Genomic DNA, 13,065 nt, shown 5'->3' with positions numbered 1-13,065 from the left:
CCCCAATAGACAGCTTGATAGACAACAGGTCATTGAATGTATGAAAATCATTGAACAACAGATTGTAGGCAAACACACGATGAACGATTGCGAGGACGGCATAGTGGTCACGCCCCACTTTATAGCCGTCGTCGACGGAAGCACCAGCAAAACGCCCCACCGGTTTCATCCCGACATGAAAAACGGTCGCTATTGCATGTTGGCCATCAGCGATTTTATCCGAAACGTCTCGCCCCACATAACCCTCGCTCAGTTTTGCAAGCAGGTAACGGCCTTTATCCATGCGCTATACCCTTCCCAAGACGCATCCACCCTGTTGCCACCCCATGAGCGGTTGTGCGCCAGCGCCGTCGTCTACAGTTGCCATCGCCAGGAGATATGGATGATAGGCGACTGCCAATGCATGGTGGATGGACTCGCCTACTCCAACGACAAGCCCTATGAAGAAGTGTTGGCCCGACGCCGTGCTGAGGTGTTCCCCAATATGCTCAAGGTCCACCCCAGCATGACAGAAGGTGGTCACATTGTGCACGACTACGCCCGCGACACCATTATCCCTTCGCTCATCGAGAGCATGGCGGGCGAAAACACCAGCTACGCCGTTATCGATGGCTACCCCATCTTCATGCCAGGGGTACGAACCATTCGTCTTAGCCCATCGTGCAACGAAGTGGTGTTGGCGTCCGACGGCTATCCCCACCTTCGCCCCACACTCCAAGAGAGCGAAGAGGCTTTGCGCCACCAACTGTCCACCGATCCTTTCTGCATCCATTCGTTTGTAGCCACCAAAGGTCTGATGGTTGGCAACGGCTCGTTCGACGACCGCGCCTATGTGCGGTTTCACGCTCAATGACAAGTTGGCTTGCCAAACACGTCTTGCGAATGGAAATACGTCTTGCGAATGGATATTGGCGCATCCTCTTTTGCTATTGACACGTATTTTTTGTAATTTTGCACGAAATTTCACGTCACACATGAGATACTTCGTTTGGATACGTTTCGACGGCACCGCCTACCACGGCTGGCAGATACAGCCCAACGGTATGTCCGTACAAGAGAAATTGCAAGATGGCCTGTCGCTTCTTCTGCGCCGCCCCACAGAGGTTGTGGGCGCTGGCCGCACAGACGCCGGTGTGCATGCTCACCAAATGGTATGCCACTTCGACAGCGAGCAACCCATCGACACCACCCAGCTCTGCTACCGTCTCGGCCGTGTGCTTCCGCGCGACATTAGTTGCGAGAAGATAGAGGCCGTGAGCGCCGACATGCACGCCCGCTTCTCGGCCCGCCGTCGCGTTTACCGCTATTTCATCCACACGAAGCGCGACCCATTCCTGCGCCATTACTCGGTTGAGATGCATTACCCGCTCGATTTCGACTTGATGAACCGAGCCGCGGCCCAACTGCTTACCGTCGACGACTTCAAGGCGTTTTGCAAAGCGGGCGCCGACGTGAAGACCACCCTCTGCGATGTTACCACGGCCCAATGGGTGAAGACAGGCGAGAGCAGCTATTACTTTGAGATTGCCGCCAACCGTTTCCTGCGCAACATGGTTCGCGCCGTAGTAGGCACCTTGGTCGACGTGGGACGCAAGCGCATAAGCCTGGAGCAGTTTGACCGCATCCTCCAGGGCGGTACACGCTCCGACGCGGGCGAATCGATGCCTGCCAACGGCCTGTTCCTTTGGCAAGTAGATTATTAACACCTATTATATATAGTATTCAGGACATGTGGTTACTATTGGCCTTCCTTTCGGCAACCCTTTTGGGTTTCTACGATTCGTTTAAGAAGAAATCGCTACTCTCCAACGCCGTCATCCCCGTATTGTTTCTCAACACGGTGTTTTCGTCGCTCATCTTCCTGCCCTTCATCATCTTCTCCGCCACGGGCGCCCTTCCCGAAACCTCCATCTTCCACGTGGGCGGCGGCGGATGGGAAATCCATAAGTACATCATTCTGAAGAGCCTCATTGTGCTCTCCAGCTGGATCTTCGGCTATTTCGGCATGAAACACCTTCCCCTCACCATTGTGGGTCCTATCAACGCCACCCGTCCCGTAATGGTATTGGTGGGCGCACTATTGGTGTTTGGCGAGAGCCTCAACGTGTGGCAATGGATCGGTGTATTGCTGGCCATCGGCTCCTTCTTCATGTTGAGCCGTTCGGGCAAGAAGGAAGGCATCGACTTCGAGCACAACCGTTGGATAGGATTCATTGTGCTGGCAGCCGTACTCGGCGCCATCAGCGGGCTCTACGACAAGTATCTCATGGCCGATCCGTCCAATGGTGGAGTGGGCATCGACCGCATGGCCGTGCAGTCGTGGTACAACCTCTACCAGATGGGCATGATGGGCCTGATGATGGCCATTCTGTGGTGGCCCACCCATAAGCACACCACTCCTTTTCGTTGGGACTGGAGCATCATCGGCATCAGCCTCTTCCTGAGCGCGGCCGACTTCGCCTACTTCTATGCCCTGAGCCTTCCCGGCGCCATGATTTCCATTGTGTCGATGATTCGCCGAGGAAGCGTCATCGTCAGCTTCCTTTTTGGCGGACTGTTTTTCCACGAGCGGAACCTTCGCGCCAAGGCCATCGACCTTGCGTTGGTGCTCTTGGGCATGGTATTCCTATATATCGGAAGCAAATAAAATCAATTATTGAAAGGTTTTGTTACATTTCTTTTGCAACATGAAAGTAAAATCGTATCTTTGCAAAAGCATTTGTTAAGAATACGCACATTTGGTTCACTATTGAAAATCATTCATAATGGCACGCAATATCTTTAAGGGATTAGGTATAGCCCTCATCACACCGTTCACACCCGAGGGAGAAGTTGACTACAAATCGCTCAAGCGTCTTGTGGAGCACCAGCTCAACCACGGGGCCGATTTCTTTTGCATTCTGGCCACTACCGCCGAGGCACCTTGTCTGACCCAAGAGGAGAAGGATAAGATTACGCAGCTCGTCAAGGATGTGGTGAATGGCCGCGTTCCCATTCTGAAATATTGCGGCGGAAACAACACAGCCGCTGTCATCGAGGAGATGCAATCGACCGACTGGAGCGGCATCGATGGCATCCTGAGCATCTGCCCCTACTACAACAAGCCTTCGCAAGAGGGTCTATACCAGCATTTCAAGGCCATCTCCAAGGCCAGTCCACTGCCGCTTGTGCTCTACAACGTGCCAGGCAGAACGGGCGTAAACATGAAGGCGTCGACCACCTTGCGATTGGCCCACGAATGTGAGAACATCGTAGGCATCAAGGAGGCAGCGGGAAGTCTTGAGCAGGTCGATGAGATCATCTACAACAAGCCCGACCGTTTCGACGTGATCAGCGGCGACGACGCCCTCACCTTCTCCATGGTGGCGAGTGGCGCGGCCGGCGTTATCTCGGTCATTGGCAACGCCCTTCCCCGCGAGTTCTCACGCATGATTCGGTTGGAGTTCAAGGGCGAATATGAGCCGGCCCGCAAGATCCACCACATGTTCACCGAGCTCTACAGCCTTCTCTTCGTCGACGGCAACCCTGCCGGCGTGAAGGCGTTGCTCAACGACATGGGCTTCATCGAGAACCAGCTCCGCCTTCCGCTTGTGCCCACGAAGATCGAGACCAAGCAGAAGATGGCCGACATCCTCGAGCGCCTGCGCCTCTAACTGATAAGAACTGGCGAGGCAGGCAAAATACCAAACTGCCGAGGCTGTTTACAACCGACAACATCCATCGCTTCCTGATGATGGCACAATCATAAAAGGGCAACGACCATGATGGCCGTTGCCCTTTCTCTTTGTCCTTAACAACCGTGGCTCGTTACTTCTTATCCATACCTATACCTATTTATTCATACCTAATGGCTTCTATGGGATCGAGGCGCGCCGCCTTCTTAGCCGGATACCAACCAAAGAACACGCCGGTGAAGGTACACACGGCGAAACTCATGATGATAGTCCACACCTCGATGTAGATGGGCCAATGGGCCAACATCTTCACGGCGTAGCTCGCCCCTATTCCCAATATCACTCCCACAAGTCCTCCCGTTACGCTCAGCATGATAGCCTCGATGAGAAACTGGTTGAGGATGTCTACGCCACGCGCTCCCACGCTCATGCGCAAGCCTATCTCTCGGGTACGCTCCGTAACGCTCACATACATGATGTTCATGATGCCAATGCCGCCCACGATGAGCGAAATTCCTGCCACACATCCCAACAATATGGTCAGCATATTGGTGGTGGAGTTCATCATCGACGACAGTTCCTCCTGCGAGCGGATGTTGAAATCGTCGTCGTCGCCTTGCGTCGTCTCCGTGGCGTCCTTGAGCTTATGGTTACGTCGAAGGATGGAGGTTATCTCGACCGTGGCCTTGTCGGTTACGTCCTCCGTAATGGCCGATGCCTGTATCTCGCTCAGGTATGTCTGTGCCAAAATGCGCTTCATCACCGTGGTGTAAGGCGCCAGCACCAGGTTGTCCTGATCCATACCCATCGAGTTGTAGCCTTTCTTCTTCAGCACACCTATCACGCGGAAAGGTATGGTGTTGAATCGCACAACCTTGCCCACGGGATCGGTTCCGTCAGGGAAGAGATAGTCAACTACAGTCTGTCCGAGGATGCAAACCTTCGCACTCGCCTTCAACTCCTGGTCGGAGAAGAGCTCTCCATCGCTAACGCTCAACTGTCGAATGCCCAGATATTCTTGGTTCACGCCATAGATGGTCGACTGCGTGTTGTTATTGCCATTGATAAACTGACCGCTGGTGCTCACCACCGGACTGATGGCCTTGATGTAGGAGCACTCGTCCTTCAGGGTCTGATAGTCGGTGAGCTTAAGGGTCTGCATGGCCGACGGGTCCTGTCGCACGCCACCTCGCATGTCGGCTCCCGGATGCACCATAATCATGTTGGAGCCCATCTCTGCGATGTTGGCCTGAATGCTCCGCTTGGATCCTTGTCCGATGGCCAGCATCGTAATGACCGATGCCACACCAATGATGATGCCCAATGCCGTGAGGAACGAGCGCATCTTATTGGCGAAAATGGCTCTGAGGGCTATTTTAAATAGATTCGTGTAGTTCATTATTCGTCCGTATTTGGCGGAAGCGCGGCCAACCCCTCGGCGGCGCTAAGGATGTTGTTGTTGTACTCGTCACTAATGACACGCCCATCGCGCAACATAATGTTTCGGCTGGAATAGTTGGCGATGTCGGGGTTGTGCGTCACAAAGATGATGGTTCTTCCCTCCGCATAGAGCTTCTGGAAGAGCACCAGTATCTCAAACGAGGTACGTGTGTCGAGGTTTCCTGTTGCCTCGTCGGCGAGGATGACCGCTGGATTGTTGACCAAGGCGCGCGCGATGGCCACACGCTGCATCTGTCCTCCCGACATCTGGTTCGACTTATGGTAGAGTCGGTTGCCCAACCCCACAGCCTTCAGGGCCTCCACCGACCGGTCGAACCGCTCCTTTGCCGACACGGTCGAGTTGTACATGAGCGGCAACTCCACGTTTTCCACACTCGTCGTCTTGGGCAAGAGGTTGTAGTTTTGGAAGATAAAGCCGATCTTGCGGTTGCGAAGCACGGCACGCTGCGAGCGCGACATGGTTCTGACCGACACGCCATCGAGGTAATATTCGCCGCTCGAAGGAGTGTCGAGACATCCCAACTGGTTGAGGAGCGTCGACTTTCCCGATCCCGACTTACCCATGATGGTAACAAACTCGCCCTCGTAGATCTTAAACGACACGCCGCGAAGCGCATGCACCATCTCGTCGCCAACAAGGAAGTCGCGCTTCACATTTTGGAGTTCGATGACGACTTTCTTGTCTTCCATGTCCTTATTGATTTGATGATCTTTCATAAGCATCTTCTTTCAGGAACCATTCTTACTTGCCGTTCTTCTTGTTCTTTCCCGGAGGGCCTGGCTGGAAGGGGCTCGACACCGACTCGTCGGAGCTATCGTCGGCCGTCTGGTCGTCGGTATTCATGGCCACTCCCGTGATGACCACTTGTCCTTCCTTGATGCCGCTGAGCACTTGCGTGTGTGTGCCGTCCGACATGCCGATGTTCACCTTGTGGGCCACCAACGTATTGCCCTCGAGCGTCCACACCTTGTTTTTGGCGTTGCTCACGTCTTTCATCTTGCGTGCGCCGATGGTCTCCTTGGTGGGTGTGTAGCGCAGGGCCTTGCTGGGCACGCTCAGCACGCCATTGCTCTCCTGGGTGTAAATCACCACGTTTGCGGTAAGTCCGGGCTTGAGCTTCATGTCGGCGTTGGGCGCACTAATCACCACCTCGTAGGTCACCACGTTATTGGTGGTGGTGGCCTCCAGGCGCACTTGCGTCACCACGCCCTCGAAGGTGTCGTCGGGATAGGCGTCAACGGTAAACGTTACGCGCTCGCCCTTCTTCACATCGCCTATGTCGGCCTCATCCACATCGGCCACCACCTGCATATTGGTGAGGTCTTGCGCAATGGTAAACAGGTCAGGCGTGCTCATGTTGGCGTTCACGGTCTGTCCTTCCTCCACGCTCTTGCTCACCACAATGCCGTCGATGGGCGATGTGATGGTGGCGTAACTGAGGTTTGTCTGCGCGCGCGACACCTCTTCTTGCGCCGACACCACTTGGTCTTTTCGCGAGACCACGGTCTGTTGGCTTGTCTGATAGCTCAGACGTGCGGTCTCATAATCGTTGGCCGAGATGAGACCCTTCTGGTAGAGGGTCTTGTAGCGATTGTAGTTGGCCTTCTGGTAAGCGAGGTCGCTTTGCGCGCTTCTAAGCGAGGCTTGCGCCTGGGAGAGCTGCGCCTTGGCGGTATTCAACTGGCTCATAAGGTTCGACTTGTCGAGCTCGGCGATGACCTGCCCTTTCTTCACCACGCTGTTGTAGTCGACGTAGAGCTTGCTGACAATACCCGACACCTGCGTTCCTACGGTCACCTCGTTTACCGGTTCGATGGTTCCGGTAGCGGTAATACTGTTGAGAATGTTGACCTTGGCCACCTTCTCCGTCTTGAAATTCACTTCTTCCTTCTTCTTGCCACCCGACAGGAGGAAGGCTGCGACAGCGACGATGACGACAACGCCCACCGCTATCCAAACCATACTTACTTTCTTTGTTTTCATCCTATATGTTATGCTTGTTATTATCCTGTTGTCTTAGCCTTGCGTTATTTCAGCGTTCCGTTCTGGTAGAACTTCAGCATGTGGATGTTGAGGATAGCGAGATACTTGGCTTGCAACTCGCTGAGCTGGGCCTTGAGCAACGCATCCTTTCCGTTCATGAGCTCAATGGTGTTCTTGAGGTTCTGCTGAAACTGCTCGCTCAGCAGCTCATAGCTCTCCTGGGCGCTCTGTGTGCTCACCTGGGCGCTCTTGAACTGGGCTTGGTTGTTGACCGCCTGCAACCAGTAGTTCTCGATGGTTGAATAGAGTGTGGTCTGCTTGTCCTTGAGGTCGAGCTCGTAGGTCTGCTTGGCGAGCCGTGCCTTGTTGACGGCGGTCTTGGTGGACCGATTGTCGAAGAGGGGTATGCTTACCGACAGGCCGCCTCCGAGGGTGAAATTGTTCTTGAGCTGCGTTCCCCAATTGTTGCTGTTCATCGATGTGGTGTTGGTGCTCACTCCTGCGTTCACGCCGATGGTGGGCAACTTCTGCGCCTTGGCAATCTTTATTTGCAGGTCGCTGCTCTCTATGCCGAGCTGTGCGTTCTTAATCTCGGGTCTGATTCCCAGGGCGGCCTCATACACGTTCGTCACGCCGGGTATGGCCTGCAGGGCGACCTCGTCGGTTGGCACGTCGGCCGTCACGTCAAACTCCTCCTGGTCGGTGATCTGGAGCAGCTGCTTGAGCTGTCGCTTGAAGTCGCGGAGGTTGCTCTCGGCCTGCACCACGGCATACTCGTCTTGCGCTCTCTGGGCGGTGAGCTGTGCGAGGTCGGCCTTGCTCATGCTTCCCACCTTCACAAACTCCTGTCCGCGCTCCTCGTTTTTCCTTGATGTTTCGAGCGTGGCCTTGCTCACCTCTATGGCGTCCTTGCAATAGAGTATCTGCACAAAGAGCTGGGTGATCTGCTCCTGGATGGAGTTGGCGGTGGTGGCGCTGTCGAGTGCGGCTTGTGTGGCGGTCACCTTGTTCAATTTCACTTGGTTGCGGTTGCGGTTTCCGTTCCACACGGTCCAGTTGCTCATGATGCTATAGGTTCCGTTGTAGTACACCTTGTCGACGTTGGTCTGCACCTTGTCGCCGGCAATCATGTACGACCCTGTCTCGGGCCAAGGGTTGTACGACACATTCTGGGATGTCGAGGCCGAGAGCGTGGGCAGCAGGGCGGCCTGGCTTTGCTTCACGTCCTCCAAGGCGCTGAGATGCTGAACGCGCGACTTTTGGAGGGTGATGTTGTTTTGCAAAGCATACTGGATGCAGTCTTGCAACGTCCATTGGCGAGCCTCCACCGAAACGGGGGCGAGCAGCAACAGGGCAAGAGCCGATGCGAAAAACGATTTCTTCATTGTCATCTTTGGTAATTTGTTCAAAAAACGATTATAGGATGTAAGAAAGTAAGTATGGTTTATTGAAGTAAGTGTTTATTAACAATAAAAATGGGAAACATTACATTTCGTAACATTTCCCACCTTATTAATATTATGCGAAGTGCTGCAAGCGTGCGATATACTTGCCGAGGATGTCGAACTCGAGGTTGACGACGGTTCCGACCCTGATGTCGCAGAAGTTGGTGTTCTGCCGGGTGTAAGGAATGATGGCCACTTGGAACGTGTTGTCGGTGGGGCCGACCACCGTGAGCGACACGCCGTTGACGGTCACCGACCCCTTGTCGACGGTGAAGTAGCCTCGCCTTGCCATTTCCTTGTCGGCCTTATATTGGAAGGTGAAATAAGTGCTTCCGTCGGCGTCTTCCATGGCCACGCAGGTGGCCGTTTCGTCCACGTGTCCCTGCACGATGTGGCCGTCGAGCCGCCCGTTCATCATCATGGAGCGCTCCACGTTCACCTTGTCGCCTTGCTTGAGCAGGCCGAGGTTGGTGCGGTCGAGGGTTTCCTTCATGGCGGTCACGGTATAGGCACCGTCGGCTATGTCGACCACGGTTAGGCACACGCCGTTGTGGGCCACGCTCTGGTCGATCTTGAGCTCATCCACGAAGGAGCAGCGCAGGGTGAAGTCGATGTTTTCTTGGTATTTCCTTACTGCGACAACGGTCGCCATTTCTTCTACTATTCCGCTAAACATGTTCTATATTTAATTAAAAAAGGAGAACTGAGGTGAGGCGTTCTCACTTACTCAATTCTCCGAATGTTAAATGGGAATCATACCGATGATGTGATGAAAACTCCAGCTATAAAAGTTGTGAGCGCTCTCCGTCTTTGTAATCCACCGGCTTGAAGCTTAGTCGCAAAGGCGATTTATGTGGCCCGCCATTGGCAAGAGATACATCTCAGTTTTCAATGTAATTTGATGAGTATCCCGATCGAACCGATACAACTCCCAAAGGGTTTCTCCTTTTCATCTGCAAATATAGCATTTTACTTTTTATCTTCCAAACAAATGGATACTTTTTTGCAAGACAATAAATTGTTTTTTCATCCGTTAGAATGATAAAACGATCATGAAACGCATCATATTCTTCTTATTCTTAACGATTTGCATATCAACTGCTCGCGCGCAAGTGGAGGTGCGCAAAAATACGCAGCACGCCTTCCCAAAATCGATCCCTGCGGGCAACTATAGTGGCATAGCGTGGTTGGGCGGCGACCAATATGCCGTGGTGAGCGACAAGTCGGCCGACGATGGCTTCTTTGTTTTCCGCATCGTGACCGACAGCGTCAACGGAGAGGTGAAAGGCGCCTACAACATGGGGTTCCGCAGCAGCGGTCATCCTGGGCGCGACGATGAGGGGGTGGCCTATAATGCGCATACCAACACGGTATGGGTCAGCGGCGAGGCCGACAACCGCATCATGGAATATGGCATGGATGGGCGGCGCACAGGGCGGCAACTGGCCCTCCCAGACGTGTTTGCGCACCTGCCGGGCAACCTGGGGTTGGAGGCCTTGTCCTACAACGCCCTCACGCATCGCTACTGGACGTGCAACGAAAGTGGAAACATCGTCTTGCAATCGTTTGGCGACGACCTTCAGCCTCTGCAATCGTTCGCCTACAGGCTCGACGCACCATTGGCCAACCATGCCAAAGCGCTCCACTATGCCCATGGCGTAGGAACAATTTGTGCGCTCGACGATGGCGCCTTGCTCGTGCTGGAGCGCGAGGCCTACGTGCCCAAAATGAAGGTGGGGGCGTTTGTGGTGTGCAAACTCTACAGGGTGGAGCCGCAGGGCGCCGATGCCGTGGCCCACACGCCTCTGCCCAAGCGGCTGCTCACGTCGTGGCGCACAAAACTGACGGTTTTCGACCGAAGCTTCGCCAACTATGAGGGCATGTGCCTGGGACCGACGCTGACCGACGGTTCGCGTGTGCTGCTCATCGTGGCCGACTCGCAAAACCAATATGCCGGGGTGCTGAAAGATTGGATAACGAGCGTCAAACTAATTACTCCTCCCGATCCATCCGCTCCACCCGTTCAGGAGCGACGGGGCTGGTAGGCGCAACAGGCGCTTCGCCTTTCTTCATGGGGCGCAACCGCTCATACTCGTCGAAGGCGTAGCGGCGCGACAAGAGGATGGCCAACCAAAACGTGGTGAGGGCGTAAACCGTAACGGCCAGCAGCACCACCACCTCCAGCAGGGCCGCCGTCCACACCCCCACTCCGCTCATCACCAGGCCGAGCATGAGCGCGGGCGCCGTGGTAAGAAACATGCAGCTCATCTGCCTCATCACGGGCACCAGGGCGGCCTGGAAACCGCGTCGCACGAAATGGCGGACGGCCTCGCGATGGGTGGCGCCATTGCCCAAGAGGTAATAATAGAGTTCGTTGTGGTGCGCCAAGCCCATATAGTAGGCGTGCAGGGCACGGGCGATGAGCCCCGACGCCATGCCCACCATCAGGCCAAGCATGGGGATGAAGAAGCGGGTGTCGAAGGGCTCCTTCAGCGAGAGCACCAACAGCAGCACATAAAGGCTCACGAGCAGCAGGGGCGCCACGCTGGCCGCCATCACAGGCAGAAGCAACCTGCGTTGGCGAAGGCCCGACCTCAACACCACGACCACCGATGAGAGCAACGCAAGAGCCACGCCAACCAAGATGTTGACCCACAGTATGTTACATGTCATCAGCAGAGCCGTAATGGCACCAAAGGCCGACACCATGACTGCCATCATAGCCAACGACTTCAACAGGCGTCGCATCAGGCGGAGGTCAAAGGCATAGATGATATAAATGGGCAGGGCGAGCAACAGCAGCCCCAACACAAGTCCAAGCACGGATATATTCATGGTTCAGAGTTTTACGATTTTATGACACGGCAAACCGTCCTGGCGTGTGGCAAAAAGCACCTCCACCCCACTGGCCGCCAGCTCTTGCAGGGCGCCATGGGCAACCACTTGCGGTGCGGGGTCGTCGACCAGCACGATGGGCTTATGGAGCAACGGAACGGCGGCCAGCATGGCCGTGCGCAACAGAGGGGCGTCGACATCGTTCGTCCACCGCTCGTCGAGGTCGGCGGGAAGGCCCAGGGCGCTCCACCGCTTTCTCAAGGCCAACAGGTCGAGGTCGTCGCCAGCATGGACCGACAAGCCGATGAGCTCGCCGAACAGTTGCCCCACCTTCATGCGCACCGACGGCATGCGTTGCGGCACATAGGCTATTAGCCGACGGAAATAGGCGCTGGAGCCGGGCGTCACGAGTTCGCCGTCGATCGTGATGTAGCCCGAAGCCAACGGCACCAAGCCCAAGATGGCCATGAGCACCAAGCTCTTTCCCGTGCCAGCGCCGCCCGAGAGGCACGCCACCTCGCCACCATCCATCGCCAGCGAGAAGGCCGGCGACAGGCGCTCGGGCGACAAGCGAACACTTACATTCTTAAACTCCAGCATCGATCTACCGTTTTATTGTTTTTACAAAGATACTATATTTTTAATCCACACCTGCCGTTTTCAATGTTTTTTTTAGTTTTTTTGTTGTCGAGGGGATATTCCATGTTGAATGTGAAATATGGGTTGCTGACTTACCCCCTGAGGCCATCGCCGTAGGAGGTGGGCGCCCGATGAATGACGGCTGCGCGACATGTGGAACCACCTTATTGTAACATGTAACATGTAACAATGTAACGTTTCGTGACGCCGTAGCGTATGAGCAACTTGACTATCTCGCTCATCAGTATGCACCCGTCGCCGGTGGTAACGGCCTCGGCAAACTGCACCTTGGGGCGCTGGGCCTCGAGCAGGTCGTCTTTCTGCTTGAGCGTGCGTTGCAGGATGGTTACGGCCTTGGCCAGGATGGTCTTCTCGTCGTCGTCCTCATGCAGAGGGATGTAGCCGCCCATCTTGCGGATTTGCGGCAGCACCTCGGAGGTGACCCCCTTGCGGAAAGCCCTTGCCGAAGGCTTGCGGCTGTCGAGGATTACGTCGTACAGACCGTCCTCGTTAACAAAGGCTATAAGTTGTCTTCCTCCCTTGGTTGAAAGGGGGTGACTTGAAATACCCCCCTTTTCAAGTCTTCTCATGACAGCTGAACGTTGAAGCCCAAGCACCTTGCACACATCAGCCAAGCAGAACCATGGCTCACCTTTCTCGTCAGTCACCGTCCTTACCCTTCCGAACTCGGGACTCTCGAAAATCTTCATTTCGTTCTTCATAATTCTTTAGTGTTAAATCTTACGCTGCAAAAGTACGTCATTAGGAAATCTGATAAAAGCACATCATTTTATCAAAGTGTTAAATTGTTTATGACCTCAATCATCAAACTCCTCAACCCCCTCGACTCAAGCCCAAGACCTATGTAAGAACGATAAGCAGAATCCTTCGCCGTATGCTCCAATGCCGCACACAACTGCGAGTAGTTCACGAAGTTAGCCATCTGCATTCCGCCTCTTGTCGAAAGGGGTTGGGGGTGTGTCATAATTGACTATGGTCATTTATGGTGCACCCTCCTTTTGTATAT

Annotated in this window: 13 protein-coding genes; 5 read left to right on the top strand and 8 right to left on the bottom strand. The window is 54.6% G+C overall.

Going from position 1 to position 13,065, the window contains the following annotated elements:
• The first annotated feature begins 40 nt into the window (after positions 1 to 40).
• The 4 genes from WKK33_RS03355 to dapA all read left to right on the top strand — a co-directional run bounded on the left by WKK33_RS03355 (position 41) and on the right by dapA (position 3,653).
• The gene (locus WKK33_RS03355) at positions 41 to 853 is read left to right on the top strand and encodes a hypothetical protein (RefSeq protein WP_337932478.1); all 813 of its coding nucleotides are present in this window, start codon (positions 41 to 43) and stop codon (positions 851 to 853) included.
• 121 nt (positions 854 to 974) lie between these two features.
• On the top strand, positions 975 to 1,703 hold the full coding sequence (truA, locus tag WKK33_RS03350) for a tRNA pseudouridine(38-40) synthase TruA (RefSeq protein ID WP_337932476.1): 729 nt from the start codon (positions 975 to 977) through the stop codon (positions 1,701 to 1,703).
• A gap of 26 nt (positions 1,704 to 1,729) precedes the next feature.
• Complete coding sequence (locus tag WKK33_RS03345; RefSeq protein ID WP_337636917.1) at positions 1,730 to 2,647, top strand: DMT family transporter; 918 nt, start codon at positions 1,730 to 1,732, stop codon at positions 2,645 to 2,647.
• A 118-nt stretch (positions 2,648 to 2,765) separates the two neighbouring features.
• A complete protein-coding gene (dapA, locus tag WKK33_RS03340) occupies positions 2,766 to 3,653 on the top strand; it encodes a 4-hydroxy-tetrahydrodipicolinate synthase (protein ID WP_215760113.1) in 888 nt (295 codons plus the stop codon).
• 181 nt (positions 3,654 to 3,834) lie between these two features.
• Here dapA and WKK33_RS03335 read toward each other — a convergent pair whose 3' ends face one another.
• The 5 genes from WKK33_RS03335 to WKK33_RS03315 form a co-directional block, all read right to left on the bottom strand.
• Positions 3,835 to 5,073, bottom strand: coding sequence for an ABC transporter permease (locus WKK33_RS03335; protein WP_337932473.1), 1,239 nt, complete (start codon positions 5,071 to 5,073; stop codon positions 3,835 to 3,837).
• Positions 5,073 to 5,852, bottom strand: a complete 780-nt coding sequence (locus WKK33_RS03330; RefSeq protein WP_337636919.1) for an ABC transporter ATP-binding protein — start codon at positions 5,850 to 5,852, stop codon at positions 5,073 to 5,075. The genes WKK33_RS03335 and WKK33_RS03330 overlap by 1 nt, the downstream gene beginning before the upstream one ends.
• A gap of 25 nt (positions 5,853 to 5,877) precedes the next feature.
• Positions 5,878 to 7,119: an efflux RND transporter periplasmic adaptor subunit gene (locus WKK33_RS03325; protein WP_337468891.1), complete on the bottom strand. Its 1,242-nt coding sequence runs from the start codon at positions 7,117 to 7,119 to the stop codon at positions 5,878 to 5,880.
• Between the two features lie 44 nt (positions 7,120 to 7,163).
• The gene (locus tag WKK33_RS03320) at positions 7,164 to 8,504 is read right to left on the bottom strand and encodes a TolC family protein (protein WP_337569364.1); all 1,341 of its coding nucleotides are present in this window, start codon (positions 8,502 to 8,504) and stop codon (positions 7,164 to 7,166) included.
• A 133-nt stretch (positions 8,505 to 8,637) separates the two neighbouring features.
• A complete protein-coding gene (locus WKK33_RS03315; RefSeq protein WP_337932472.1) occupies positions 8,638 to 9,240 on the bottom strand; it encodes a riboflavin synthase in 603 nt (200 codons plus the stop codon).
• A 376-nt stretch (positions 9,241 to 9,616) separates the two neighbouring features.
• Here WKK33_RS03315 and WKK33_RS03310 point away from each other — a divergent pair, with 376 nt between their 5' ends.
• A complete protein-coding gene (locus WKK33_RS03310; RefSeq protein ID WP_337932470.1) occupies positions 9,617 to 10,609 on the top strand; it encodes an esterase-like activity of phytase family protein in 993 nt (330 codons plus the stop codon).
• Here the strand turns inward: WKK33_RS03310 and WKK33_RS03305 are convergent.
• The 3 genes from WKK33_RS03305 to WKK33_RS03295 all read right to left on the bottom strand — a co-directional run bounded on the left by WKK33_RS03305 (position 10,557) and on the right by WKK33_RS03295 (position 12,760).
• A complete protein-coding gene (locus WKK33_RS03305) occupies positions 10,557 to 11,399 on the bottom strand; it encodes an ABC transporter permease (RefSeq protein WP_337932468.1) in 843 nt (280 codons plus the stop codon). The two genes, WKK33_RS03310 and WKK33_RS03305, sit on opposite strands and share 53 nt — an antisense overlap.
• Positions 11,400 to 11,402: 3 nt before the next feature.
• On the bottom strand, positions 11,403 to 11,999 hold the full coding sequence (locus tag WKK33_RS03300) for an ATP-binding cassette domain-containing protein (RefSeq protein ID WP_337932466.1): 597 nt from the start codon (positions 11,997 to 11,999) through the stop codon (positions 11,403 to 11,405).
• A 203-nt stretch (positions 12,000 to 12,202) separates the two neighbouring features.
• Positions 12,203 to 12,760 (bottom strand): BRO family protein, encoded by a 558-nt coding sequence (locus WKK33_RS03295; RefSeq protein ID WP_337932464.1) that lies wholly within the window; start codon positions 12,758 to 12,760, stop codon positions 12,203 to 12,205.
• Positions 12,761 to 13,065: the final 305 nt, after the last annotated feature.

Source organism: Hallella sp., from assembly GCF_037460745.1.
GTDB classification, from domain to species: Bacteria; Bacteroidota; Bacteroidia; order Bacteroidales; family Bacteroidaceae; genus Prevotella; species Prevotella faecis.
Note: the sequence above shows the minus strand (reverse complement) of the source record. Positions and strands in the feature narration are given on the sequence as shown.